This window comes from Dactylosporangium sp. CA-152071, assembly GCF_050936335.1.
GTDB lineage: Bacteria > Actinomycetota > Actinomycetes > Mycobacteriales > Micromonosporaceae > Dactylosporangium > Dactylosporangium maewongense.
The window spans coordinates 3,916,353-3,939,926 of record NZ_JBNJMZ010000001.1 but is presented as its reverse complement, the minus strand read 5'-3'; the positions used below and the strand labels follow the sequence as shown (position 1 = coordinate 3,939,926).

At 72.7% G+C, this 23,574-nt stretch carries 20 protein-coding genes; 12 read left to right on the top strand and 8 right to left on the bottom strand.

Features of this window, described 5'->3' with window-relative positions; all coding sequences use genetic code 11:
* The first annotated feature begins 392 nt into the window (after nucleotides 1-392).
* Nucleotides 393-1,496, top strand: a complete 1,104-nt coding sequence (locus ACQEVZ_RS17525; protein WP_433376824.1) for an ATP-dependent DNA ligase — start codon at nucleotides 393-395, stop codon at nucleotides 1,494-1,496.
* Nucleotides 1,493-3,043: an alpha/beta hydrolase gene (locus ACQEVZ_RS17520; protein ID WP_433367653.1), complete on the top strand. Its 1,551-nt coding sequence runs from the start codon at nucleotides 1,493-1,495 to the stop codon at nucleotides 3,041-3,043. The genes ACQEVZ_RS17525 and ACQEVZ_RS17520 overlap by 4 nt, the downstream gene beginning before the upstream one ends.
* Here ACQEVZ_RS17520 and ligD read toward each other — a convergent pair whose 3' ends face one another.
* Together ligD and ACQEVZ_RS17510 are read right to left on the bottom strand one after the other, a co-directional pair.
* On the bottom strand, nucleotides 3,044-4,060 hold the full coding sequence (ligD, locus tag ACQEVZ_RS17515) for a non-homologous end-joining DNA ligase (protein WP_354888408.1): 1,017 nt from the start codon (nucleotides 4,058-4,060) through the stop codon (nucleotides 3,044-3,046).
* Nucleotides 4,061-4,108: 48 nt separating this feature from the next.
* The gene (locus ACQEVZ_RS17510; RefSeq protein WP_433367649.1) at nucleotides 4,109-5,545 is read right to left on the bottom strand and encodes a hypothetical protein; all 1,437 of its coding nucleotides are present in this window, start codon (nucleotides 5,543-5,545) and stop codon (nucleotides 4,109-4,111) included.
* A 155-nt stretch (nucleotides 5,546-5,700) separates the two neighbouring features.
* On the opposite strand from ACQEVZ_RS17510, the gene msrB reads away from it, so the two are divergent.
* Both msrB and ACQEVZ_RS17500 read left to right on the top strand, forming a co-directional pair.
* On the top strand, nucleotides 5,701-6,111 hold the full coding sequence (gene msrB, locus ACQEVZ_RS17505) for a peptide-methionine (R)-S-oxide reductase MsrB (protein ID WP_344503145.1): 411 nt from the start codon (nucleotides 5,701-5,703) through the stop codon (nucleotides 6,109-6,111).
* Between the two features lie 28 nt (nucleotides 6,112-6,139).
* Nucleotides 6,140-6,580, top strand: coding sequence for a hypothetical protein (locus tag ACQEVZ_RS17500; protein ID WP_433367646.1), 441 nt, complete (start codon nucleotides 6,140-6,142; stop codon nucleotides 6,578-6,580).
* Here the strand turns inward: ACQEVZ_RS17500 and ACQEVZ_RS17495 are convergent.
* Nucleotides 6,577-7,344 (bottom strand): ABC transporter permease, encoded by a 768-nt coding sequence (locus tag ACQEVZ_RS17495; RefSeq protein WP_433367643.1) that lies wholly within the window; start codon nucleotides 7,342-7,344, stop codon nucleotides 6,577-6,579. The two genes, ACQEVZ_RS17500 and ACQEVZ_RS17495, sit on opposite strands and share 4 nt — an antisense overlap.
* Nucleotides 7,337-8,290, bottom strand: coding sequence for an ATP-binding cassette domain-containing protein (locus ACQEVZ_RS17490; RefSeq protein WP_433367640.1), 954 nt, complete (start codon nucleotides 8,288-8,290; stop codon nucleotides 7,337-7,339). Before ACQEVZ_RS17490 ends, ACQEVZ_RS17495 begins: the two co-directional genes overlap by 8 nt.
* An 80-nt stretch (nucleotides 8,291-8,370) precedes the next feature.
* Here ACQEVZ_RS17490 and ACQEVZ_RS17485 point away from each other — a divergent pair, with 80 nt between their 5' ends.
* From ACQEVZ_RS17485 to ACQEVZ_RS17450, 8 genes are all read left to right on the top strand, one after another.
* A complete protein-coding gene (locus tag ACQEVZ_RS17485; protein ID WP_433367637.1) occupies nucleotides 8,371-9,123 on the top strand; it encodes a TetR/AcrR family transcriptional regulator in 753 nt (250 codons plus the stop codon).
* 154 nt (nucleotides 9,124-9,277) lie between these two features.
* On the top strand, nucleotides 9,278-11,572 hold the full coding sequence (locus tag ACQEVZ_RS17480) for a hypothetical protein (protein ID WP_433367634.1): 2,295 nt from the start codon (nucleotides 9,278-9,280) through the stop codon (nucleotides 11,570-11,572).
* A gap of 18 nt (nucleotides 11,573-11,590) precedes the next feature.
* Entirely contained in the window at nucleotides 11,591-12,493 is a 903-nt protein-coding gene (locus ACQEVZ_RS17475; RefSeq protein ID WP_344503139.1) for a methyltransferase domain-containing protein, read from the top strand.
* Complete coding sequence (locus tag ACQEVZ_RS17470; RefSeq protein ID WP_433367631.1) at nucleotides 12,490-14,019, top strand: deoxyguanosinetriphosphate triphosphohydrolase family protein; 1,530 nt, start codon at nucleotides 12,490-12,492, stop codon at nucleotides 14,017-14,019. The genes ACQEVZ_RS17475 and ACQEVZ_RS17470 overlap by 4 nt, the downstream gene beginning before the upstream one ends.
* Before the next feature lie 5 nt (nucleotides 14,020-14,024).
* Nucleotides 14,025-14,489 (top strand): N-acetyltransferase family protein, encoded by a 465-nt coding sequence (locus ACQEVZ_RS17465; protein WP_433367628.1) that lies wholly within the window; start codon nucleotides 14,025-14,027, stop codon nucleotides 14,487-14,489.
* Nucleotides 14,490-14,542: 53 nt separating this feature from the next.
* Entirely contained in the window at nucleotides 14,543-15,628 is a 1,086-nt protein-coding gene (locus tag ACQEVZ_RS17460) for a hypothetical protein (RefSeq protein WP_433367625.1), read from the top strand.
* Nucleotides 15,629-15,636: 8 nt separating this feature from the next.
* Nucleotides 15,637-17,010, top strand: a complete 1,374-nt coding sequence (locus tag ACQEVZ_RS17455) for an FAD-dependent oxidoreductase (protein ID WP_433367622.1) — start codon at nucleotides 15,637-15,639, stop codon at nucleotides 17,008-17,010.
* A 2-nt stretch (nucleotides 17,011-17,012) separates the two neighbouring features.
* Entirely contained in the window at nucleotides 17,013-17,438 is a 426-nt protein-coding gene (locus ACQEVZ_RS17450; RefSeq protein ID WP_433376821.1) for a GNAT family N-acetyltransferase, read from the top strand.
* 552 nt (nucleotides 17,439-17,990) lie between these two features.
* Here ACQEVZ_RS17450 and ACQEVZ_RS17445 read toward each other — a convergent pair.
* The 4 genes from ACQEVZ_RS17445 to ACQEVZ_RS17430 are packed head-to-tail and all read right to left on the bottom strand — an operon-like array spanning nucleotide 17,991 to nucleotide 23,563.
* A complete protein-coding gene (locus ACQEVZ_RS17445; protein ID WP_433367619.1) occupies nucleotides 17,991-18,998 on the bottom strand; it encodes a DNA-3-methyladenine glycosylase family protein in 1,008 nt (335 codons plus the stop codon).
* On the bottom strand, nucleotides 18,995-19,936 hold the full coding sequence (locus tag ACQEVZ_RS17440) for a hypothetical protein (RefSeq protein ID WP_363402485.1): 942 nt from the start codon (nucleotides 19,934-19,936) through the stop codon (nucleotides 18,995-18,997). The genes ACQEVZ_RS17445 and ACQEVZ_RS17440 overlap by 4 nt, the downstream gene beginning before the upstream one ends.
* Nucleotides 19,933-22,410 carry an AAA family ATPase gene (locus tag ACQEVZ_RS17435; RefSeq protein ID WP_433367614.1) on the bottom strand — a complete coding sequence of 826 codons (2,478 nt, stop codon included), beginning with the start codon at nucleotides 22,408-22,410 and terminating at the stop codon, nucleotides 19,933-19,935. The genes ACQEVZ_RS17440 and ACQEVZ_RS17435 overlap by 4 nt, the downstream gene beginning before the upstream one ends.
* 1 nt (nucleotide 22,411) lies before the next feature.
* Nucleotides 22,412-23,563: a metallophosphoesterase family protein gene (locus tag ACQEVZ_RS17430; protein WP_433367611.1), complete on the bottom strand. Its 1,152-nt coding sequence runs from the start codon at nucleotides 23,561-23,563 to the stop codon at nucleotides 22,412-22,414.
* Nucleotides 23,564-23,574 lie beyond the last annotated feature (11 nt).

Here is a 23,574-nt window from a genome sequence, read left to right as displayed (position 1 = left end):
TCGCGTGATCCGGAAGACCCTGTGCTCTTTGTGTCCGCGGTGCGCCGTCGGGTGCGCAACGTCGGCGGTGGTCGCGTGATCCGGAAGACCTCGTGTTGTGCGTCTGCGGGGCGGGGCGTGGGGTGGTTGTCGCGTGATCCGGAAGACTTTGTGCGTCGGGATGCGGCGTTGGATGCGGGAGGTCGGCAGCTGGGGGAGTGTGGCTGGGGTGTGCCACGGCGTTGGCGGCGTCCGCACCGTTCCCACGTCCTTCGAGATGCCGTCGCGTGATCCGGAAGGGCTTGTGTGTCCCGGAGGCGGTGTGGGGGCGGGAGGCTGGCGGATCATGGGGGAGCGGCTGGGGCATGCCCGGGGCCAGAAACAGCTAGTGTGGCAGGGTGGATCTGCCGGTGATGCCTCCCGTCGAGCCGATGCTGGCCAAGAGTATTCCCAGCCTGCCGAGCGCGGAGGGGATGAGCTACGAGCCGAAGTGGGACGGGTTCCGCTGCATCGTGTTCCGCGACGGTGACGAGGTCGAGCTCGCCAGCCGTGGCGGCAAGACGCTGACACGTTACTTTCCCGAGGTCGTCAAGCAGGTCCTGGCGCAGCTGCCGGAGCGCTGTGTCGTCGACGGCGAGATCATCGTGATCCGGCGTGGCGAAGGCGAGCCGAAGCTCGACTTCGAGCTGCTCGGGCAGCGGATCCATCCGGCGGCGTCGCGGGTCAACCTGCTGGCGGAGCAGACGCCGGCGTCGTTCGTCGCGTTCGACCTGCTCGCGGTCGGGGACGAGGCGCTGGTCGAGGTGGGTTACGCGCAGCGACGCGCCAGGCTGGTCGAGGCGCTGTCGGGCGTCGTGGCGCCGGTGCACGTGACGCCGGTGACGACGGACATCGAGGTGGCGCGGGACTGGTTCGCGCGGTTCGAGGGCGCCGGGCTCGACGGAGTGATCGCGAAGCCGGCCGGGGGTGCCTACGAGCCAGGCAAGCGCAGCATGTTCAAGATCAAGCACGCGCGCACGGCTGACGCCGTCGTGGCTGGGTTCCGGTGGCACAAGGACGGGCCGATCGTCGGGTCGCTGCTGCTCGGGCTGTATGACGAGGAGGGCCGCCTGCACCACGTCGGGGTGGCCGCGTCGTTCACCCGGGAGCGCCGGGCCGAGCTGGTCGAGGAGCTCGAGGCGTACCGGGAGGGCGTCGTCGACCACCCGTGGAACTGGGCGGGTCAGATCCCCGGCGCCGCCGCCGCGAGCCTCGAGTCGGTGCCGGCCGGCGACGCCGCGACCAGGCTCCCGGGCGGTGTGAGCCGCTGGACCGGCAAGAAGGACCTGTCGTTCGTGCCGCTGCGGCCGGAGCTCGTCGTCGAGGTCGGCTACGACGCGATGGAGGGCGACCGCTTCCGGCACACCGCCCAGTTCAAGCGCTGGCGGCCCGACCGCGAGCCGCAATCGTGCACGTATGAGCAGCTCGACCGGCCCATCCGCTTCGACGTGGAGTCCGTGCTGGCAGGGCGGCCTTGAGCGCTCGCGTCGCACGGCGTTCACTCGCGGTCCTGCTGGTCACGGCGCTGCTCGGCGGGTGCGGCAGCCTTCCCACGGACCCGTCGCAGGAGGCGCGGCGGCTGGACCGGCCGGCGGCCGCGCCCACGACCTCGTCCGGCGTGAAGGTCGAGCCGGCACAGTGGAAGCCGTGCCCCGACGTCTACAAGGGGATCTTCTCCAGCCCGCCGCAGAACGTGAAGTACGACTGCGCCACGGTCAAGGTCCCGCAGGACTGGCACAACCCCGAGGGCTCCGGCACGTTCGACGTCGCGATGGTCCGCGGCCGGTCGACGACGCAGCGGGACCGGGTGGGGTCGCTGTTCATCAACCCGGGCGGGCCGGGGGCGTCGGGCGTCGAGTATGCCGTCTACCGGTCGGTGTACCTGCCGGCCGAGGTCGTCCGCCGCTTCGACGTGATCGGCTTCGACCCGCGCGGCATCGGCAGGTCGTCGCCGGTGAAGTGCTTCTCCGACGCCGACCTGGACGCCAACTTCGGCATCGACCCCGACCCGCAGACCGACGCGACGTTCGGTGAGTCGGTCGCGCTGACCCGCAAGCTCGCGCAGAGCTGCGGCGACAAGTACGGCGACAAGCTGCGCTACTACTCCACCGAGCAGACCGCCCGGGACATGGACGCGCTGCGGGCGGCGGTCGGCGAGCAGCAGATGACGTACCTCGGCTACAGCTACGGCACCCTGCTCGGCGCCGTCTACGCGCAGCTGTTCCCGAAGAACGTGCGCGCGTTCGTGCTCGACGGGGCGGTCGACCCGACGCTGTCGATGCAGGACTCCGCGGAGAAGCAGGCCGCCGGGTTCGAGCACGCCTTCGACAACTTCACCACCTGGTGCAAGGCCAACGTGACCGCCTGCCCGATCGGGCCCGACCCGCGGGCCGTGGTCACGAAGGCGATCGCGGACGCCCGGACCAGCCCCGTGCCGGGCAACGGGCGCAACGCGACCGCAGGCTGGGTCTTCACCGCGGTGGTGTCGTCGCTGTACAGCGAGTCCGGCTGGCGGGTCCTCGCGCAGGCGATGCAGGACCTGCGCAACGGCAAGCCGGAGAAGATGTTCCAGCTCGCCGACTCGTACGCGGAGCGCGACCCGGAGGGCAAGTACACCAACATGTTCGACGCCAACGCCGCCGTCGGGTGCGCGGACAGCGACGACACCCCGACGGTCGAGCAGGCCAGGGCGTTGCAGCCGCAGTGGCGGCAGAAGTACCCGCTGTTCGGCGGGGCGCTCGCACTCAACCTGATCTGCGCGCAGTGGCCCGGCAAGCGCGACCCGTACCCGACGGGCGCGGCGACCGGCTCGGCGCCGATCGTCGTCATCGGCACGCTCGGCGACCCGGCCACCCCGTACGAGCAGGCGCCGGCGCTGGCGAAGATGCTGGGCGTCGGCACGCTGATCACGTGGAAGGGCGAGGGGCACACCGCCTACCCGAAGACCGGCTGCGTGATCGACGCCGTCAACCGGTACCTGATCGACCTGCGCGTCCCGCCGGCCGAGCTCACCTGCGAGAAGTAGCTACTGCTCCACGTTGTTGCGGGCCCGGCTCGGCTGGACCCGCATCGGCTCGCCGGGCATCTTCGGGTACTCCGGCGGGTACGGCATGTCGCCCTCGCCGTTCGCCGCGTCACGCTCGGCCCACTCCAGCAGCGGGGTGATGTCGTGGGGCGACTCGTCGATGCCGGCGTGGGCGTCGCCGAGCTTCGCGATCCGCTCCGGCACCGTCCGCAGGTCGAAGTCGTCGGGCTCGACGTCCGGCAGTTCCTCCCAGCGCAGCGGCGTCGACGCGGTGGCCCGGGCGTTGGCGCGCAGCGAGTACGCGCACGCGATCGTCCGGTCGCGGGCCATCTGGTTGAAGTCGACGAACACCCGCGCGCCCCGCTCCTCCTTCCACCACTTGGTGGTCACGAGGTCGGGCCGGCGCCGCTCCACCTCCCTCGCCAGGGCGATCACCGCCCGGCGCGCCTCGACGAACGTCCATTTCGGCTCGATCCGCACGTACACGTGGACACCGCGCCCACCGCTGGTCTTCGGCCAGCCCTTCCAGCCGAGCTCGTCGAGGACGGCCTTGAGCTCGCCCGCCACGACGGCCGCGTCGGCGAAGTCGGTGCCCGGCTGCGGGTCCAGGTCGATGCGCAGCTCGTCGGGGTGGTCGACGTGCGCCTTGCGCACCGGCCACGGGTGGAACACGATCGTGCCCATCTGCGCCGCCCACGCCACGTGCGCGAGGTCGGCGGGGCACAGCTCGTCGGCCTTGCGCCCGCTGGGGAACGCGATCTGCGCCGTCTCCAGCCACGGCGGCACGCCCCGGGCGGGGACCCGCTTCTGGAAGAACATCTCGCCGCCGATCCCCTCGGGGAACCGCTGCAACGTCGTCGGCCGGTTGCCCAGCGCCCGCATGATCCCGTCGCCGACGGCCACGTAGTACTCGAACACGTCGCGCTTGGTGAAGCCGCGCTCCGGGAACATGACCCTGTCGGGACTGGTCAGCCGCACCGGCCGCCCAGCGACCTCGATCTCCAGCGCATCGGCCATGCCAAGCACCCTACGCGCCGCGGCTCTGTCGTGCGGGTAGCCTCGCGGTCACGGCCTGCGGGTCGTCTGAGGGCTGGGCCTGCGCCGCGGCATCGGCGCCGGTGCCCGGCCCGCGCGGCCGCGGTTCGCCGGCGTTCTGCGCGTCGGCTCCTGCTCCTGGGCGGTGTCCTCGCCCCGGTCGCCCAGCCTGGTGAAGTACAGGATGCCGGCCCCGCCGATGATGAACGCGAACCCGATCGTCGTCATCATCGACGACGTGCCGGTCACCGGCAGCGTGCCGGCGGACGTGCCCACACCCGAGCCCGCGGCGCTGCCGCTGCCCGATCCGGTGCCGCCGGGCGTGGTGCCACCGTTGGCGTTGCCACCCCCGCCGCCCGGGGTCGTGCCGCCGTTGGCGTTGCCCCCGCCACCACCGGGCGTCGCCCCGCCGGGGGTCGTCCCACCGCCGGGCGTGCCCCCGCCGCCGGGGGTGCCGCCACCGCCGGGCGTCGTTCCACCACCGCCGGGTGTACCGCCGCCACCGCCAGGCGTGTTGCCACCGTTGCCATTACCGTTGCCGTTGCCGTTGCCGTTGCCGTTGCCGTTGCCGTTGCCGCCGCCGCCGGGCGTGCTCGGCCCGCCCGATCCGGTCCCGTTGCCGCCGCCGTTGTGCGAGCCGCCGGGTCCGCCGCCGTACCCACCGCCGCCGTTGCCCTGGCCACCGTTGCCGGAACCATTGCCGCCGCCGCCGTGATGCCCGCCGCCGTGACCGGCATTGCCCCCGCCGTTGCCGTTGCCGCCACCGTGCCCGCCGTTGCCGTTGCCGCCACCGTGCCCGGCGTGGCCGTGGCCGCCACCGTTGGTCGAGCCGCCGTTGCCGTTGCCGTAACCGCCGCCGGAACTGTGCCCGCCGTTGCCGGAACCATGCCCGCCGGTGCCGTGGTGCCCGCCGCCCTGACTGTGGCCGCCGCTTCCGTAGCCACCGCCAGCCGAACCGCCGTAGCCGTCGCCGGAGCTGTGCCCGCCCTGACCGTGCCCGCCCTGACCGTGGCCGCCGTGTCCGTAGCCGCCGGCCGAGCCGCCGCCGCCGTTGCCGCCGCCGTTGCCGCCGCCGTGCCCGCCCTGGCCGTGGCTGCTGTTGCCGTAGCCGCCGCTGGCCGAGCCGGCCTGGCCGTGGCCGCCGTTGCCGTGGTCGCAGCCGCAGCCGGGGCCGGGGCCGTCGTCATCGCCGCCGGTGGAGTGGCCCGCGTAGAGGGGGCCGCCGGTGCCGGCGTGGGTGGGGGCGTCGTACCGCCAGTCGCGGGTGTCGCCCGGGCCGTAGCCGGCGGGGCCGCTGCCCGGGTGGGAGGTCTCGCCGCACAGCTCGAGGGTGCCGCTCCACGACGTGCCGCAGCCGTCGACGCGCATCTCGGTGGCCGAGGACGCGGCGTGCGCCGCGGTGGCCAGCGGCGTGATGCCCGCCGCGCCTGCCGCGCCGACCGCAACCGCCGTGTAGAGCAACCTCATCGTCGTGTCCCGTCCACTCGCCCGCTGTGTAACAAAAGTCCGAATCGTGGCTTTCGTCGGTCCAACGAGGTGAGGGCGGAGACGTCGCGGGCCAGGGGGCGTCACGTTCTCGGGCCGTAATGGTCGTCCGGCGTGGGGCCGCCTACCGTTGAGGCATGACCGAGCCACTTGTCGACCTGCCCACCACCGACGCCGAGTGGCGCGTGCGGCTGTCCCCGGAGGAGTTCCGGGTCCTGCGCCGCGCGGGCACCGAGGCACCCTGGACCGGCGAGTACGTCAACACCAAGACCGCCGGTGTCTACAACTGCCGGGCGTGCGGCGCCCAGCTCTTCGAGAGCTCGTCCAAGTTCGACTCGCACTGCGGCTGGCCGAGCTTCGACGACGCCATCCCGGGCACCGTGAAGGAGATCGAGGACGACAGCCTGGGCATGGTCCGCACCGAGATCCGCTGCGCCAGGTGCGACTCCCACCTGGGCCACGTCTTCCGCGGTGAGCGCATGACGGACAAGGACACCCGCCACTGCGTCAACAGCCTCTCGATCAGGCTGGATCCGGCTTCTAGCTAGACACTCACCGATCTGCCATGATCACCGCGTGCCCCGAAGATCGACGTGGGCCAGGGTGATCATGGCGATCCTGGCCTTGCCGCTGCTGCTCGGCTGCCTGAACTGCTGCGACGCCATCCCGTCCTCGGTCGACGACGTCCTGCCCGAGAAGGGCCGCCCGCAGTTCACCCAGGACCAGGTGGCCGGGGTGTGGACGAGCGAGTGCGGCGGCAAGGTCAGCATCCGCGACGACGGCACCTACCACGCGGAGGGTCTCGTCCTGGACGACGACGGGGACGTGCCGCCCTTGACCGGCGACGGCAGCTGGTCCATCGTCGCGAAGGACGAGCACAACGACCAGCGCATCTTCCTGAACTTCGGCGAGCACTCCGCCGTCCAGCTCAGGGCCGAGCGCGCCGACCGGTTCGAGCACCTGGAGATCCAGGTCGACGACGCCCAGGACGCCCACGACTGCCGGATGAACCTCTAGGCACGGGTCTTCGAGCGGAAGAGCAGGGCCGCCGCGACCATCGACACGGCCATGATGGCCACGCACCAGGCGGCCGCCTTCCACGGGGCGGAGCCGACCGGCTGGTCGAGCAGCAGGCCGCGCAGGCTCTCGGTGATCGGTGTGACGGGCTGGTTGCCGGCGAAGCCGCGCAGCCACGAGGGCATGGTGTCGATCGGGACGAAGGCGCTGCTGGCGTACGGGAGGAACGTGATCCCGAACGTGTAACCGCCGGCCGCCTCGGGGGAGGACGCGAGCAGGCCGAGCGCCGCCGCCAGCCATGACACGGCGGCGATGGTGAGCACGAGCACGCCAAGAGCGGCGAGCCACTGCGCGGCGGAGGCGTGCGGGCGGAACCCGATCGCGAACGCGACGCCGAAGACCAGCGCGCTGGAGAACACGTTGCGGGCGAGGCTGGCGGCGACGTGGCCGGCGAGGACGGCCGGGCCGCCGACGTCGAGGGAGCGGAGGCGGTCGATGATGCCGCCGGTCATGTCGCTGGCGACGGAGCCCGCAGTCATGGCGGAGCCGAACGTGACGCAGAGCAGCATGACGCCGGGCACGACGTAGGTGACGTAGGCGGTGCCGGTGTCGATGGCGCCGCCGAACAGGTAGACGAAGACGACCATCAGCATCACCGGCAGCACCAGCGACATGATGAGCGCCTCGACGTTGCGGCGGCCGAGACGCAGCGACCTGCCCCCCATGGTCAGCCACTGGACCGGGGCGGTGGCGAGGCTAGACATTGGCGGGCTCCTTCACTGACGCGGACGCAGAGGTGAGGGCGAGGAAGACGTCGTCGAGCGTGGCGCTGTGCAGCGAGAACCGGAGGACGTCGGCGCCGTGGGGGTCGATCTCGTCCAGGACGGCGCGGACGTGCGCGGCGCTGCCGTCGGTGGTGACGCCGACGGTGAGACGGCCGGCGTCGTGCTGCACCACCCGGGCGCCGAAGTGGGCCAGCGCCGTGTCCCAGGACGAGCGCGACGCCATCTCCAGGTCGAGGCGCTGGTCGCCGAAGCGCGCCTTCAGCTCGGCCGGGGTGCCTGAGGCGACGACCCGGCCGTGGTCGACGACGGCGATGCGGTCGGCGAGCTGGTCGGCCTCCTCCAGGTACTGCGTGGTGAGGAAGACGGTGACGCCGGTGCTGACCAGGCCGGCGATCACCTGCCACATCGCCTGCCGGCTGGTGAGGTCCAGGCCGGTGGTCGGCTCGTCGAGGAAGATCACCGACGGGGTGCCGACGAGGCCGGCGGCGAGGTCGAGCCGGCGCCGCATGCCGCCGGAGTAGGTGCCGGCGCGCCGGTCGGCGGCGGCGGTCAGGTCGAAGCGCTCGAGGAGCTCGCCGGTGCGCTTCCTGGCCGCGGCGGCGGTGAGGCCGCTGAGCCTGCCCATCATGCGGAGGTTCTCGGCGCCGGTCTGCAGCTCGTCGACCGCCGCGTACTGCCCGGTGAGGCTGACCGCTGCGCGGACCTGCCGGCGCTGGCGGACCACGTCGTAGCCGGCGACGCGGCACCGGCCGCCGTCGGGGCGCAGGAGCGTGGCGAGGATGCGCACCGTGGTGGTCTTGCCGGCGCCGTTGGGTCCGAGCAGGGAGAACACGGTGCCGGCCGGCACCGCCAGGTCGACGCCGGTGAGGACGTCGAGCCTGCCGTACGACTTCGTGAGGCCGGTCGCCTCGACGGCGAGGGTCATGAGGCACGCTCCAAGATTGTTTACTGCGTATGTCGTACGCACTACTGCGTAAGTTATACGCAGAAGTAGGATCTGGGTCAATGGAGAAGGAACTGCCCTCGAGCCTGGCCGTCGCCTGGGGCCTGCGCGCCCGGCCCGGCAAGGGGCCGCGACCCGGGCTGACGCTGGATCGGATCGTCGCCGCGGGCGTGCAGGTGGCCGCGGCGGAGGGCCTCGGCGCGGTGTCGATGAGCCGGGTGGCGGCCGAGCTCGGTGCGGCCACGATGTCGCTGTACCGCTACGTCGCCGCGAAGAACGAGCTGCTCGACCTGATGGTCGACGCCGCGGTCGGCCACCCGCCGCCGATGCCGCCGGGCGAGGGCTGGCGGGAGGGGATGCTGCGCTTCGCCCGCGCGCACCTGGAGATCCTGCGCCGCCAGCCGTGGATGGTGCGGGTGCCGATCACCTCGCCGCCGCTGACGCCCAACCACGTCGCCTGGATGGACCACGGCCTCGCGGTGCTGGCGGAAACGCCCCTCGAGGAGCACGAGAAGCTCTCCACGATCATGACGGTGAGCGGCATCACCCGGAGCTGGGCGCTGCTGACCGCCGACATCACCGCGGCGGCGCAGGCGTCGGGGAGGACCGCCGACGAGGCGATGCTGACCTATGGCCAGCTGCTCGGCAGGCTGGCCGACCCCCAGCGGTTCCCCGCGATCGGCAGGCTTCTTGCGACCGGCATACTCGACGTGCCCGACGAGACGCCGGACACCGACTTCGAGTTCGGCCTGGCGCGCGTCATGGACGGCATCCAGACCCTGATCGACCGAAGGTGCGCCGGGGACACCTGCTGACCGCAGGATGCCGCGAAACGGGTGCTCCCTGTAAGCGTTGATAATGTGCGACGGTCATCTCGGGAGAACGGCGGAGCATGTGGCGGTAACCGTGGAACAGCCGACGTCGGCGACACCTTCGCCAGCCCGCGCCCGGCGAAGGCCGCCCGCCTGGGTGCCGCCTGTCACGCTCGGTGTTCTGATCATCATCGGACTGCGGTTCTACGGGGTCCCGGTCTGGACGACGGCGATCTTCGCCGGCTACGTCGCCCTCGGGATCGCACTGCCGGGCATGCTGCTCTGGCGGGCGGTCCGCGGCCGGTCCGGCTGGCTCGTCGAAGACGTCGCGGCGGGTCTCGCCGTCGGCTACTCGTGCGAGGTGATGACCTACATCACCGCCAGGTGGATCGGCGTGCCCCTGCTGACGGCCGCATGGCCGGTCGCGACGATCGCGGTCTTCCTGCTCGTGCCGAAACTGCGGCGCTACTGGCGTGGCACCGACCGCGCCGATGAGAAGACGCCGTTCTGGTTCTCGGCGATCCTGTCGGGCGGCGGGCTGGTGCTCTTCTACTGGAGCATCATCCGGTTCTTCCGCACGCACGGTCTGGTCGAGCCCGGCTCGCTGAGCCCCGACATCGACTCCCCGTTCCACCTGGCGCTGCTCGGTGACGCCAAGCACCACATGCCGCTCGCCTCGCCATGGCTGCCGGAGCAGCCGGTGCTCTACCACTGGTTCGTCTACGCCGAGATGGCCTCCACCTCCTGGATCACCGGGATCGAGCCGGAGGTCCTGCTGCTGCGCCTGTCGCCGCTGCCGATGATCCTCGGGCTGCTGGTGTTGATGGCCGTCCTCGGCAAGCGGCTCACCGGCCAGTGGTGGTGCGGGGCGGCCGCCGTGGTCATCACCTTCTTCGTGCTCACCCCGACGCCGTACCAGTGGCCGCTGAACACATGGTTCTCCGCCTACGGCACCAACGTCTACGAGGACGGCTCGTCGCTGCGCGCCCAGCTGTGGACGAGCCCGACACAGACGTTCGGCGCGATTCTGTTCGCCGCGCTCGTGCTCGTGCTGGTGGACGTGCTCACGGAGAGCAACCGGAAGCGCTGGCTGCTGGTGGTCCTGCTGATGGCGGCGATCACCGGCGGCAAGGCGACGTTCCTGCCCATGCTGCTCGCCGGCGTGCTCCTGGTCGTCGCGGTGCGCCTGCTGGTCCGTCGCCAGGTCCGCCCGCCCGCGCTGATCGTCGCCGGCGTCGCGTTCCTCGCGCTGCTGTTCGCGCAGTTCGTCCTGTTCGGCGGGGCGGCGCAGGGCCTGGCGATCGACCCGCTGCACTTCGCCCAGATCTCCGGCGCGCCTTTCACGGCCAAGTTCGCGGTGCCTGGCCAGGCCGGGCTGCTGCGGCTGCTGCTGGTCGCGGCGATCACGGTCGCCTGCTGGGCCTGCATCTGGCCGGGCCTGGTCGGGCTGACGCGGTTCGTGTGGCGCCGCCGTCCCGACCTGCAGATTCCAGCCGAGCCGGTCGTCCTGGTGCTCGGGATCGGCCTGTCCGGCATCGGCGCGCTGTTCGTCTTCGGGCACGAGGGCGGCGCCGAGGGGTGGTTCATGGTCTCCGGCCGCCCATACCTGTCGCTCGCGGCGGTGGTCGGCCTGGCGATGATCACGCCGTCCGGCGTGCCCACCCGGCGGATGCTGACCTGGGTGTACGGCGCGATCGCCGTCGGCGCCGCGAGCCTGATCGTGATCCACCAGCTCGGTCAGACGTGGGTCCCCACGGCGGCCCGCGCCGGCAGCTCCGCCAAGAGCGCGTTCTACCTCGTCTGGCCATATGCGGCGGTGTTCGGGCTGCTCGGCATCGCCGTGCTGCTCGTGATCCGCTCGTCCTTCCCGGCCAAGGGCACCGTCGTCGTCAGCCTGCTGGCCGGCGTCTGCCTGGTCACGACGCCGCTGCACCTGCACGAGACGACCCGCCAGGCCGAGGACACCGGCTGGCGCGACATCAACCAGTACCAGCAGTTCATCCCGGCGGGCACGATGCAGGCCGGGCGGTGGCTGCGTGACCACTCCGGCCCCGACGACCTGGTCGCCACGAACGCGCACTGCTTCGTCCTCGCCGGCGAGAACCCCACCCAGTGCGACAACCGGCATTTCGCCTTCGCTGCGTACAGTGAGCGCCGCTTCCTCATCGAAGGCTGGGGATTCACGAGCCGTGCCCATGAGGTGGCCGCCGAGATCGGCGTGAACGACGTGGTCGTGCCGTACTGGAACCAGCAGCTGCTCTCCGACAACGACGCGGCGTTCATTTCGCCGTCGGCGGCGACGATCGACAAGCTGCGCGACCAGTATGGTGTGCGGTGGCTGTTCGTCCTCGAGGCCTCGGACCCCTCCGCAGTCTCAGCCTCGCCGTCGCTTGGTGAGTTCGCGCAGCTCAGGCACCGTGCAGGGAAGATCGCTGTCTACGAGATCCGCTGAGGGATGATGAACGACACTGTGACTGACGCCCCCGCGATGGAGCCGACCGCCGCGGGCCGCCAGGCCCGCCTGGCACAGGTGCTCGCCTGCCCCGCCTGTCACGCACCGTTACAGCTCGATGGCGGCGAGATCGTCGCCTGCGCGGCCTGCGGTCACACGGGCAAGCGCCTCTGGAAAAACGGAAGTGGTCAGCTGAAGTTCGGTGGGTTCGACTCCGAGGAGCTCACCGCCGACGCGCTGAACCGGATCAAGGAGCACGTCAAGAAGCGGTTCAACAAGGTGTACCCGACGGCGATCAAGGTGCTGTCGCCGGTCATGGACCGCAACCTGATCATGCCGTTCCTGCGCAGCTTCAACCTGGAGCACGACCTCGTCGCCGACTTCGGCTGCGGCACGCACCGCCGCGACCAGCGGGTCATCTGCATGGACGGCGGCACCTACCCCAACGTCGACATCGTCACCGACCTGCGGCGCCTGCCGCTGGCCGAGGGCAGCCTCGCCGGCGGGATCAGCATCGCCGTCCTGGAGCACGTGCCCGACCCGGCGGCGCACATCGCCGAGATGCACCGCGTGCTGCGCCCTGGCGGCCGGATGCTCGTGTTCGTGCCGTTCATGCAGCCGTTCCACGCCTCGCCGTACGACTTCCAGCGCTACACCGAGGTCGGGCTGCGCGAGCAGTTCCCGCAGTTCGAGGTCCTCAGCGTCAAGGTCGGCGCCGGCCCCACGTCCGGCATGCTGTGGACGCTGCAGGAGTGGCTGGCGATGCTGCTGTCGTTCGGCAGCATGCGGCTGTACCGGGCGATCCTGCCCCTCACCTGGATCCTGTCCCCACTGAAGCTCCTCGACCTGCTGCTGGCGCACCACCCGGCGGCCGCGGTGACCGCGAGCGGCTTCGTCATCGAGGTCCGCAAGCCGGCATGAGGGAGTCGCGACTTTTCGGCGGCCGGGGCCCCTCCTCCGGGGACCTGACCGGCAACCCGTTCCGTGCGGACCGGGACCGGATCGTCGCGTCCCCGTTCTTCGCCCGCCTCGGCGGCGTCACCCAGGTGATCAGCCCGGGCGGGTCGGGGCTGCTGGTGCACAACCGGCTCACCCACAGCCTCAAGGTCGCGAGCGTCGCCCGCGGCATCGTGGAGCGGCTGTGCTCGCCCCAGTGCGGGGCACAGCCGCTGCTGGACAAGCTCGGCGGCTGCGACGCCGACGTCGTGGAGGCGGCGGCGCTCGCGCACGACCTCGGGCACCCGCCGTTCGGGCATCTCGGCGAGCGGGTCCTGGACCGGCTCGCCCGGCAGCGGCTGGGGCTGCCGGACGGGTTCGAGGGCAACGCGCAGTCGTACCGCATCGTCACGAGCACCGAGATCAGCGGCTCGACCGTCGGGCTGGACCTCACCGCCGCGGTCCGGGCGGCGATGGCGAAGTACCCGTGGACCCGGCGGACGTACCCTTCGCCACACGTACACCTGATGCGTCCGACACCTCGTGGTGCCGGGGTGGACCCGGAGGACCCCTCGGCGGGGTCGCTGAAGTTCGGCGCCTACGTGACCGAGCTCGCCGACCTGCGCCAGGCCCGCGCGCCGTTCGACGGGCTGCTCGCGCAGTGGCAGCAGACCGCGGAGGCGTCCGTGATGGACACCGCCGACGACATCGCCTACGCCATCCACGACCTCGAGGACTTCCACCGGGTCGGGGTCCTGCAGCAGGGCGCCGTCGCCACCGAGCTGATGGCGTGGCAGCGCGACGCGACCGCGCTGCGCTCGTCCGACCTCAGCCTCGCCGAGCTCCGTGCCTCCGCCCGCCGGCCGGGGCACTCGGTGGAGCTGCTGCGCCGCGACCTGTTCCGCAAGGACGGCTGGATCAGCGACGACGACGCGTTCTGGGCGGCCGTCGAGCACGTGCGGCACGAGCTCGTCGACGGGCTGCTCGCGGCGCCGTTCGACGGCTCGATCGAGGCGGAGCAGGGCGTCGCGCGCTTCTCGGCCCGCTGGACGCGGCGGCTCATCGACGCCATCAACGTGCTCCCGGATCCGCCGATGCGCGCCGGGCACGTCGCGCTCGGGACCGCGCAGTGGCACGAGGTGCAGGTGCTGAAGTTCGTGCACCACCGGTTCGTCCTGGAGCGGCCCGACCTGGCGCTGCACCAGCGGGGGCAGGCCCGGCTGCTGAGCGCGCTCGTCGAGGCGCTGCACGCGTGGCTGGTCGACCCCGACGAGGCGGCGCGGCTGCCGCGGCGGCTGCACGACCTGGTCGACATGGCGTATGCGGAGGTCCGCGACCTGACCGCGGCCGACTACGGTCTCGCCTCGGGGGATCTGGACCGGATGGCGATGGCCCGCGGCCGGGCGATCGTCGACTTCGTGGCGGCGCTCACCGACGGGCAGGCGGTCGGGCTGCTCGACGCGCTGTCCGGGCGGTCGCGGCAGCTGTGGACGGACGCCTTCGTATTGTGAGCGTCATGCTCACGCTGCGCCCGCTCACCCCGTCCGAGTTCACGTCCTTCACCGCCGCGCTGAAGGCGGCCTATGCGCTCGACGAGGTGCGGGCGGGGCGCGGCTCCCCGGCCGAGGTCGAGGCGCGGATCGAGCGGCAGTTCGCGACGTGGCTGCCCGACGGCCTCGCCACCGAGGGGCACCTGCTCTACGCGGGCGTCGTGGACGGCGACGTGGTCGGGCACCTGTGGATCGGGCTGCCGACGCCCGACCGGGCGCAGGCGTGGATCTACGAGATCTCCGTCGAGGAGGCGCACCGCCGCCGCGGCCACGGCCGGGCGCTGATGCTCGCCGCCGAGGAGGAACTGCGCGCCCGCGGCGTGACCCGGGTCGGCCTCAACGTCTTCGGTCACAACCCGGGGGCGCTGCGCCTGTACGAATCGTTGGGGTTCGAGACGACTTCGCGGCAGATGTCGAAGACACTTCCGTAAACACACGCATCAATAGGTGGACAACGTCACTCTGGTACCACTAGAAAGGGTCAGTGACCACCGAGAGTGATCTTCCGGCGACTGGGCGACGCGTGGACTGGCGCCGCTTTCACTGGGGGCCGATCGGCGTCGCGGTCGCCGGCGTCGTGACGGTGACACTGACGGCGATCATGGTGTATCCGTTGACGCAGCCCGATCGCCGGGCATCCGTGGACGGCCTGACCCCCGAGGAGCGCCGCTCCGCGGAGCGGGCGGGGCTGCCCGGCTCCGGTGCCTCGCCGTCGCCCTCGGCGTCCCGGTCCCCGTCACCGTCGGTGTCGGCCGGCGCGTCGCCGTCCGCCGTGCCGAGGGTCGTGTCGCGGGGCGGTGGGAAGCCCGCCGCCGTCAACACCGGCGTGATCGCCGGCACGGCGCTGACCGTACTCACGGGCGACCAGACGCTGTCCGTCGACAACGCCGTGGTCTCGAACGCCGACATCCGCGGGTACGTCCGCATCACCGGGAAGAACGTGACGATCCGCAACTCGATCGTGCGGGGCGGGGCGGCGCGCTGCTCGGCCGCCGTGATCGAGGTCGTCGGCAGCGCGGTCATCGAGGACGTCGAGATCGCCCCGGCCAGCCCCAACGCGTGCCTCGACGGCGTGTGGGCTACCGCCACGACCCTGACCCGGGTCAACATCCACGGCACCGTCGACGGCGTGAAGGCCGGCAACGACGTCGTCATCCAGGACTCCTGGATCCACGACCTGACGTTCTTCAGCACCGGCGCCCCGGGCGCGACCGTCAACGACGCCGTCGACACCCGCGGCAAGCGCCGCATCACGTTGCGGCACAACGTGCTCTACCCGGGCGCCGAAGCCAACGCCGCCTTCCAGATCACGCAGGAGGGCGGCGCCAGCGGTGACGTGCGCGTCGAGAACAACTGGCTCGACGGCGGCTCCTGCGTGCTCAACTTCGCCCACCGCGGCGGCGGCCCCACCCCGATGACCGGCATCGCCGTGGTGAACAACCGCTTCGGCCGCAACACCAGATACGTCTGCCCCATTCTCATCAGTACGCAGACCACGCTGAGCGCCAATTCCGGAAACGTCTGGGACGACACCGGCGCGCCGATCCCCGCGCCGGACAAACACGATTAAATGATCTGGTGACCGCTTCACTGGAACGTCTGGTCGTCATCGGCGGCGACGCCGCAGGGATGAGCGCCGCCTCGCAGGCCCGCCGCCGCCGACCCGCCGCCGACCTGCGGATCGTGGCGTTCGAGAAGGGGCAGCACGTCTCCTATTCGGCGTGCGGCATCCCGTACCTGGTGGCCGGCGACGTCTCCACGCCGGACGACCTGGTCGCCCGTACGCCCGAGGAGTTCCGCAAGCTCGACATCGACCTGCGCCTCGGCTGCGAGGTCGTGGGGATCTCGCTGCCCTCCCGCTCCGTGACCGTCCGGTCCGGGGAGCGCACCTACGACGAACCCTTCGACCAGCTCGTCATCGCCACCGGCGGCGTGCCGGCCCGCCCCGACGTCCCGGGCGCCGACGCGGCCGGCATCCACGGCGTACAGACGCTGGAGGACGGCATCCGGCTGCTGTCGTTCCTGGAGGACCGTGCGCCGAAGCGCGCGGTGGTCGTCGGTGCCGGGTACATCGGCCTCGAGATGGCGGAGGCGATGATCCGCCGCGGTCTGGAGGTCACCCTCATCGACGCCGCCGACCAGCCCATGCGCACCCTCGACCCCGACATGGCCGGCCTCGTCGCGAACGCGCTGCGCGACCTCGGCGTCGACCTGCGGCTGTCATGCCGCCTCTCGGGCTTCTCGTCGGACGCCGGCCGGGTCACCGCGGTCCGCACCGACGCCGGGACGCTGCCGGCCGACGTCGTCATTCTCGGCCTCGGCACGAAACCCAACAGCGCCCTCGCGGCCGACGCGGGCATCGCGGTCGGCGCGTCCGGCGGCATCGTCGTCGACCGCCGCCAGCGCACGTCCGCGGAGGGCGTCTGGGCCGCCGGCGACTGCGTCGAGGTGCACCACCTGATCTCGCAGCGCCCCACCGCGATCGCCCTCGGCACCCACGCCAACAAGCAGGGCCGCGCCGCGGGCATCAACATCGGCGGCGGCTACGCCACCTTCCCCGGCGTCGTCGGCACCGCCGTGTCGAAGATCTGCTCGCACGAGGTCGCCCGCACCGGCCTCACCACCGCCGAGGCATTGGGTGCGGGCTTCGAGGTGTTCTCCGCCGTCACCGAGTCGACCACCCGCGCCGGCTACTTCCCCGGGGCCCTCCCCATCACCACGAAGCTGATCGCCGAACGCACCACCGGCCGCCTCCTGGGCGCCCAGATCGTCGGCCAGGAAGGCGCCGCGAAGCGCATCGACGCCCTCGCCGTCGCCCTCTGGCACGGCATGACCGTCGAGGAGATGACCGGCCTGGACCTCTCCTACGCCCCGCCCTTCGCCCCGGTCTGGGACCCCGTCCTCATCGCCGCCCGCAAGACCGCCGAGCAGCTGGCTAGGCTCAGGCCGTGATCATCCACAGCGCGCCCTTCGCCTCGTTGGACGTCTTCACCCTGTACGCCATCCTCCGCCTCCGCAGCGACGTCTTCGTCGTCGAGCAGGCGTGCCCCTACCCCGAGCTGGACGGCCGCGACACCGAACCCGCCACCGTCCACATCTGGCTCAGCGACCCCGCCGGCGCCGTCACGGCCTGCCTGCGCGTCCTCACCGACCCGGACGGCACCGCCCGCATCGGCCGCGTGGTCACCGCCGCCACCCACCGGGGCCAGGGCCTCGCCGCCCGCCTTCTCGCCGAGGCGGTCGCCCTGATCGGCCCCCGCCCCGCGGTCCTGGACGCCCAGACGACGGCCGTCCGCGTGTACGAACGGTTCGGCTTCGTCGCCACAGGCACCCCCTACCTCGAGGACGGCATCGAACACATCACCATGCGCCGAACCTGAGCTGCAATTCCCCCCACCGCTGCCGCGGCGGGGCCCGGCGGGGATTCTCACCCGCACCCCAATGCGCCGCTCCGCGCCGCACTGCCCGCGCTATGGCGCGAGGCAGACCAAGCGGCGCATGCGCGCCGCATCCGGCGCCTACTCCCCGCGACCCTGCCGGCCGCCGATCTTCGCGTGCTCCGCGGTGATCGAATTGCAGTTCTGGTCGTTATCACAGCCAGATCCGTCATTCGATCAAGCGGCGGCCAAGGGGAGATCGGGGGCCGGGCGCAGATCCCCATGATCCGGAAGACTTTGTGCTGCCATGAAGACATGAACTCTTCCGGATCACGCTGTGGGGCGGTGGACGAGCGTTCGGCTGAGGTCGTGCTGCGAGCTGGCCGGCATGCTACCGCGAGCCGAACGATTGTCGGCGGGCCACTCCGGGTGACCGAGTCGCAGCGACCGAGCAGCTGGAAGTCTGCCGCCGTTCCGGTTTCTCGTGATCCGGAAGACTTTGTGCTGCTCTGGCGACACAAAGTCTTCCGGATCATGGGAGGGCACACAGCTAGGTCAGAAGCGGGCGAAGCTGCGTAGGGGCATGCGGGGGCCGAACTTGGGGGCGGTGATGCCCGCGGCGGCCAGCAGGCCGCAGACGCGGCCGCGGTGGCCGGCGTACGGGGCGAGCAGCTCCAGCATGTGCTCGTCGGTGCCGCGGGCCGCGCCGGTCAGGGCGTAGGCCACGACGTTCTTGACGTGGTAGTCGCCGACGGAGACGGCGTCGGGGTCGCCGTAGGCGGCGCGGGTGACCTCGGCGGCGGTCCAGGGGCCGATGCCGCGGATGGTGAGCAGCCGCGCGACGGCGTCGGCGGCGGTGGTGCAGCGCTCCAGGCGGGATGCTTCGGCGGCGACGCGGCGCAGGGCGTCGGCGCGTTTCTGTTCGATGCCGAAGGGGTGGAACACCCAGTAGGGCGCGGCGGCGATCGCCTCGGGTGGAGGGGGCAGGCGGAGCCGGGGATGGGGGCCGGGGGCGGGGTCGGTGCTGAAGTGGCGCAGGAGGCGCACGTAGCCGTCGCGGGCCTCCTTGCCGGTGACCTTCTGGCCGAGGACGGCCGGGACCAGGTGGTGGAAGACCCGGCCGGTCGCGCCGATGCGCAGGCCCGAGTGCTCGCGGGCGAGGCGGTACAGGAGCGGGTGCTGACGGGCGAGGTCGAGGAAGCCGGTGAGGTCGTCCCGGAGCCCGGCCACGGCGTCGGCACGGTCGAGGAGCCAGTCGGCGCCCGGGCCGTAGGCGGTCGCGACCAGCGAGGAACCAGCGGCCGCCGAGGAACCAGCGGCCGCCGAGGAACCAGCGGCCGCCGAGGAACCAGCGGCCGCCGAGGAACCAGCGACCGGCGAGGAACCAGCGACCGGCGAGGCTCCCGTGAGCGTCAGCTGGAGTGTGCCCGGGCCGTCGGGTGTACGGGTGGCGAACCAGCCCTCCCGCGCGCCGACGGACAGCGTCGGGTCGCCGTTGATGAGGCACAGGCCGCGCAGCGTCCCCGCCAGGTCGTAGCGGGGCGGGCAGTCGAACGTCCTCACCGGGCGGCCTTGGCGAGGGCGCGGTGCAGGAGGCGGGCGTCGCCGAGCATGGCGCGCAGCTTACGCTCCAGGCCCGCGATCGGGATGAGGTTCTGCGGGGCCCGCGGGTCCTTGTAGGCGCTGGAGGCGAAGCGGGGGAGGGTGACCGCCGACAGGTGCGCGAGGGCGATCGCGTCGGCGGGGAGCAGGTCGGCGGAGCACTCGGCCCGCACGATGCCCGCCCACGGCGACCCTTCCGGTCCCGGCAGCCGCAGGTACCAGGCGAACCGGTGCCACGAGGTGCCGAGGAGGAACACGGGGGAGCGCTGGCCGCCGCGCAGCCCGGTGACGACGGCGGTCAGGTCCGCCGGCAGGTACTCGACGCGGTGGGTCTTGATGTAGCCCAGGGCGCGGGGCAGGTGCGCGCGCTCCTGCAGCGGGCCGTCGACGATGAGCAGGTCGCCGTCGTCGCGCTCCTCGCCGGACACGCCGACCTCCAGTGCCCGCATGTGCCGCTGTACGCCCAGCGCCAGGTCCTTCGGCTCGCCCCGGGAGACCCGGATCGCCGGGTAGCGGACGGCGCCGGCGACCAGGGGCGGGGCCAGCTCGAACGGGGTGAACAGGCCGCGCTCGATGCGGGTCGTGGCGATCGCGGCGGCGCCCCGGTCGAGGTCGCAGCGCACGACGCCGGCCGCGTAGGAGGCGGCGACGCCGGGGTATGTGACGCCGTCGTCGTCGGTGGCCCAGACCCGCGCGTCGATGCGCTGGACGCCGTCGACGACGAGGACGGTGCCGGGCGGCCGCAGCCCGGCGGGCGCGTCGACGCCCCGCCAGGCCTGGGCGGGCAACTCGACGTCGGGCTGGATCTGCGCGCTGCTCTGCGCCTGCGGACCGTCCGCGGCGGCGGCCTCGAACGCCACCCCGTAGGACGGGTCCCACGCGTCGACGTGAAACTTCACAGTCCGACCCGTTCCACCCGGGCGGTGCGCGCGTCCCTGCGCACCTCGAACCTGACGGGGATGCGCTCGGCGAGCGCGCCGACGTGCGTGACGACGCCGACCATCCGGTCGCCGCGCGCGGCGAGGGCCTCCAGGGTCGCCGCGACGGTGTCCAATGTGGACTGGTCGAGGGTGCCGAAGCCTTCGTCGAGGACGATCGACTCGAGGCTCGCCGACGCCGTCGACAGGCCGGCCAGCTGCTCCGACAGGGCGAGCGCGAGGGCGAGGGACGCCTGGAACGTCTCGCCGCCGGACAGCGTCCGCACCGCGCGCCGCAGGCCGGCGTCGTGGTGGTCGACGACGTAGAACTCGCCCTTCTCGTGGCCGAGGTCGTACTGCCCGCCGGACAGCTCCCGCAGCGTCCGCGACGCGCCGTCGACGAGCGTGTCGAGGGCCTCGGCGAGCAGCCACCGCTCGAAGCGGTCAGCCCGCAGGTGCTGGGCGAGGGCCTTCGCGACCTGCGCCTCCCGCGCGACCTCGTCGCGCTGCGCGGTCAGCCTGGCGGCCTCGGCGCGCCGCTCCTCGATCCGCCGGTGCGCCGCCTCGGCCCGCTCCACGGCGACGGCGGCCTCGCGGGCCGGGTCGGCGCCGGGCGCCGGCAGCCCCGCGTCGGCGAAGCGCGCCCGCAGCTCGTGGCGGACCGCGGTGACCCGCGCCTCGGCGTCCTGGACCGCCTCGGCGGCCGCGGGGCGGCGGGCCTGCCGCTCGCCGGCTGCGGTGCCGGCCCAGCCGGTCAGCGCCGCCCACGCGTCGGCGAGGTCGTCGCGGTCCGCGGGCGGCGGGCCGAACGCGGCGAGCGCGTCGCGGGCCGTGTCGAACGCCTTCCACGCCGCGCGCAGCTGGTCCTCGGCCCGGTCGGCGGCGCCGGCGGCCCTGCGGTGCGCCTCGCGCGCCTTGCGGACCTCGGCGCCGGCCTTCTCCAGTCCACTGTGGAGCTTCGCGATGGTGTCGAGGTCGCGGCGCAGGGCGTCGGGCGCCGGCGCGCCGTCCAGCGCCCTGTCCAGTGTGGACATCCGGGCGTCGACCTGCTCGGCGTGCGCCCGCGCCGCGGCGAGCCCCCGGTCGAGGTCGCGCACGATCTTGTCCTGGTCGGCGACGACCCGTTCGGCGGCGTCGCTGCGCTTGCGGGCCGCGTCGCCGGCCGCCTTGGCCGCCGCGACCGCCGGCTCGAGCGGCGTCTCCGGCAGCGTCCGCACGGTCTGGGTGCACACCGGGCACTCGTCGCCGACCCGCAGGTGCGGCCGCAGCGCGGTGGCCCGGTCGACGGCGACCGCGGTCTGGTAGGCCTCCCTGGCCGCCTCCAGCGCTCCCATCGCGTCGGCGGCCTTGGTACGAGCCACCCCCAGCGCGGCGGTGGCCTTCCCGTGCTCCTGCTCGGCCGCCGCGACGGTCGCATGGACGGTGGCGGCCTCGCCGGCGAGCCGGTCGCGCTCGGCGTGCGCGTCGAGGAGCCGCCGCAGCGCGGTCTGGTCGCCGGCGCCCTGCAGCTCGCCGCGCAGCTTCTCCTCCCGCTCCTCCACGGTGCGGACCGCGTCGGCGGCGGCCGTGACCGCGGCGCGGGCCTGCGCCGCGCCCGCCGCCAGGGTGCCCGCGTCGGCCGGCACCCGCAGCCGGGTCAGCCGGTCGATGTCGGCGTCCAGGTCGGTGAGCGTGGCCGCGGCGGCGACGGCGAGCTTCGCCGCGTCGGCCAGCTGCGGCCCGATCCGGTCGACGTCGCCGGCGAGCGCCCGGAGCGTCTCCGCCCTCGCGACCGCCGCGGCGAGGGCCGCGTCGTCCACGTCGGACATGCCGCTGAGCTGCTCCCCGAGGACCTTCAGCTTCGCGTCGGCGGCGCTGCCGCGCAGGTTCGCGCGCTCGCGGATCTGCCCGTACACGTCGAGACCCAGCAGGTTGACGAGGATCTTCTGCCGCTCGGCCGGCTTGGCGTGCAGGAACGCCGCGAACTCGCCCTGCGGCAGCACCACGCACTTGGTGAACTGCTCGTAGGGCAGGCCGATCACGCTCTGCACCGCCAGGTCGACCTCCATGGGCGTGCCGGCGAGCACGGTGCCCATGTCCTCGGCGCTGAGCCCGCTGTCGAAGCGCGACAGGTCGAAGCCGTGCGGGAGCGCCTCCAGGCCGGCGTGCTTGGTGCTGACCGCGCCCTTGCCGTCGCGGCGCACGACCCGGGCGAGGACGTAGCGCACGCCCGCGGACTCGAACACGAACCGCACCCTCGCCTCGGTCGCCGACGGGGCGAGCGCGTTGGCGATCGCGCGCCGGTCGCCCCAGCGGGGGACGGTGCCGTAGAGCGCGAACGTGATCGCGTCGAGGATCGTCGACTTGCCGGAGCCGGTCGGCCCGACGAGCGCGAAGAAGTCCGTGTCGGTGAAGTCGACCGTCGTCGGCCGCCGGAAGACGGTGAACCCGTCCAGGTCCAAGCGAATGGGCCGCATGTCAGTTCCTCGCCTCCTGGACTTCGTCGTGCAGCTGGTGGAACAGCTTGACCGTGGCGTCGTCCGCGTGGCCCTTCTGGCCGAGGTAGTCGGCGAACAGCTCGCCCGCGGACCGGCCGGCGCGCGCCGCGGCCCGCTCGGCGGCCTTCGGGTCGGGCAGCAGCTTCGGGTCGATGCGCACCTCCAGGGCCTTCGGCAGCAGCTCCTGGACCTCCTCGCGGAGGCCCGCCCGGGGCTGCTCCGACACGTACACCCGCAGCCACGCCTCACCGGTGTCCAGGGTGGCCAGCTGGGCGAGCGTGCCACGGACCGTCCGCAGCGGGGTCGCGACCGGCAGGGGCACCTCGCGGACCCGCGCCGCGGTGCTGGTGGTCACGTCGACGACCGCGACGGCGGAGAAGTTCTCCTCCTCGCCGAAGTCGATCGGCAGCGGGCTGCCGCAGTAGCGGATCGGGCAGGGCCCGTTGACGGTCTGCGCCCGGTGCAGGTGGCCGAGCGCGACGTAGTGCGCCGAGGACGGGAAGACCGACGCGGGCACGGCGTAGCCCATGATGGTGTGCGCCTCGCGCTCGCCGCCGCCCATCGTCGCGCCGATGACCGTGAGGTGCCCGGTGATCAGGTTGACGGTGTCGCGCCCGAACCCCTTGGCGAGGGTGGCGAGCAGGCCGCCGATGTGGTGCGCGTAGCTCTGCGCGCTCTCCGCCGCGCTGAGGTCGAACATCTCCGCCGCCCGCAGCGCGTACCGCTGGGACACGAACGGCAGCGCGGCGAGCCGCCACTCCTCGCCGTCCCGCGTCCGCCCCTCCAGCAGCAGCTCCTCGGGCTTCGTGAGGGCGCCGCGGATGGTGATGCCGGCCGCGTCCGCCCACGGCCGGAGCGCGTCGAGGGCCTGGCCGTTGTCGTGGTTGCCGCCGATGACGACGACGTCCGCGCCCGTCTTGCGCAGCGCCGACAGCCCCCGCGTGACGATCTTCGTGGCGTCGGCGGGCGGGCTCGCCGAGTCGTACAGGTCCCCGGCGACGATCACCAGGTCGGGCTGCTCGGCCTCGGCCACGTCGACGAGTGCCTTGAGGGCCGCGATGTGGTCGTTGGCCCGCGACTGTCCTTTGAGGACCTTGCCGACGTGCCAGTCCGAGGTGTGCAGGATCCGCACCGGTGCAGTCC

Coding starts and splice junctions, on each gene's coding strand:
- ACQEVZ_RS17485 (WP_433367637.1), top strand. CDS start 8,371: ATGGAGAAGGAACTGCCCTCGAGCCTGGCCGTCGCCTGGGGCCTGCGC.
- ACQEVZ_RS17435 (WP_433367614.1), bottom strand. CDS start 22,410: ATGCGGCCCATTCGCTTGGACCTGGACGGGTTCACCGTCTTCCGGCGG.
- ACQEVZ_RS17495 (WP_433367643.1), bottom strand. CDS start 7,344: ATGTCTAGCCTCGCCACCGCCCCGGTCCAGTGGCTGACCATGGGGGGC.
- ACQEVZ_RS17465 (WP_433367628.1), top strand. CDS start 14,025: ATGCTCACGCTGCGCCCGCTCACCCCGTCCGAGTTCACGTCCTTCACC.
- ACQEVZ_RS17490 (WP_433367640.1), bottom strand. CDS start 8,290: ATGACCCTCGCCGTCGAGGCGACCGGCCTCACGAAGTCGTACGGCAGG.
- ACQEVZ_RS17510 (WP_433367649.1), bottom strand. CDS start 5,545: ATGAGGTTGCTCTACACGGCGGTTGCGGTCGGCGCGGCAGGCGCGGCG.
- ACQEVZ_RS17525 (WP_433376824.1), top strand. CDS start 393: ATGCCTCCCGTCGAGCCGATGCTGGCCAAGAGTATTCCCAGCCTGCCG.
- ligD (WP_354888408.1), bottom strand. CDS start 4,060: ATGGCCGATGCGCTGGAGATCGAGGTCGCTGGGCGGCCGGTGCGGCTG.
- ACQEVZ_RS17470 (WP_433367631.1), top strand. CDS start 12,490: ATGAGGGAGTCGCGACTTTTCGGCGGCCGGGGCCCCTCCTCCGGGGAC.
- msrB (WP_344503145.1), top strand. CDS start 5,701: ATGACCGAGCCACTTGTCGACCTGCCCACCACCGACGCCGAGTGGCGC.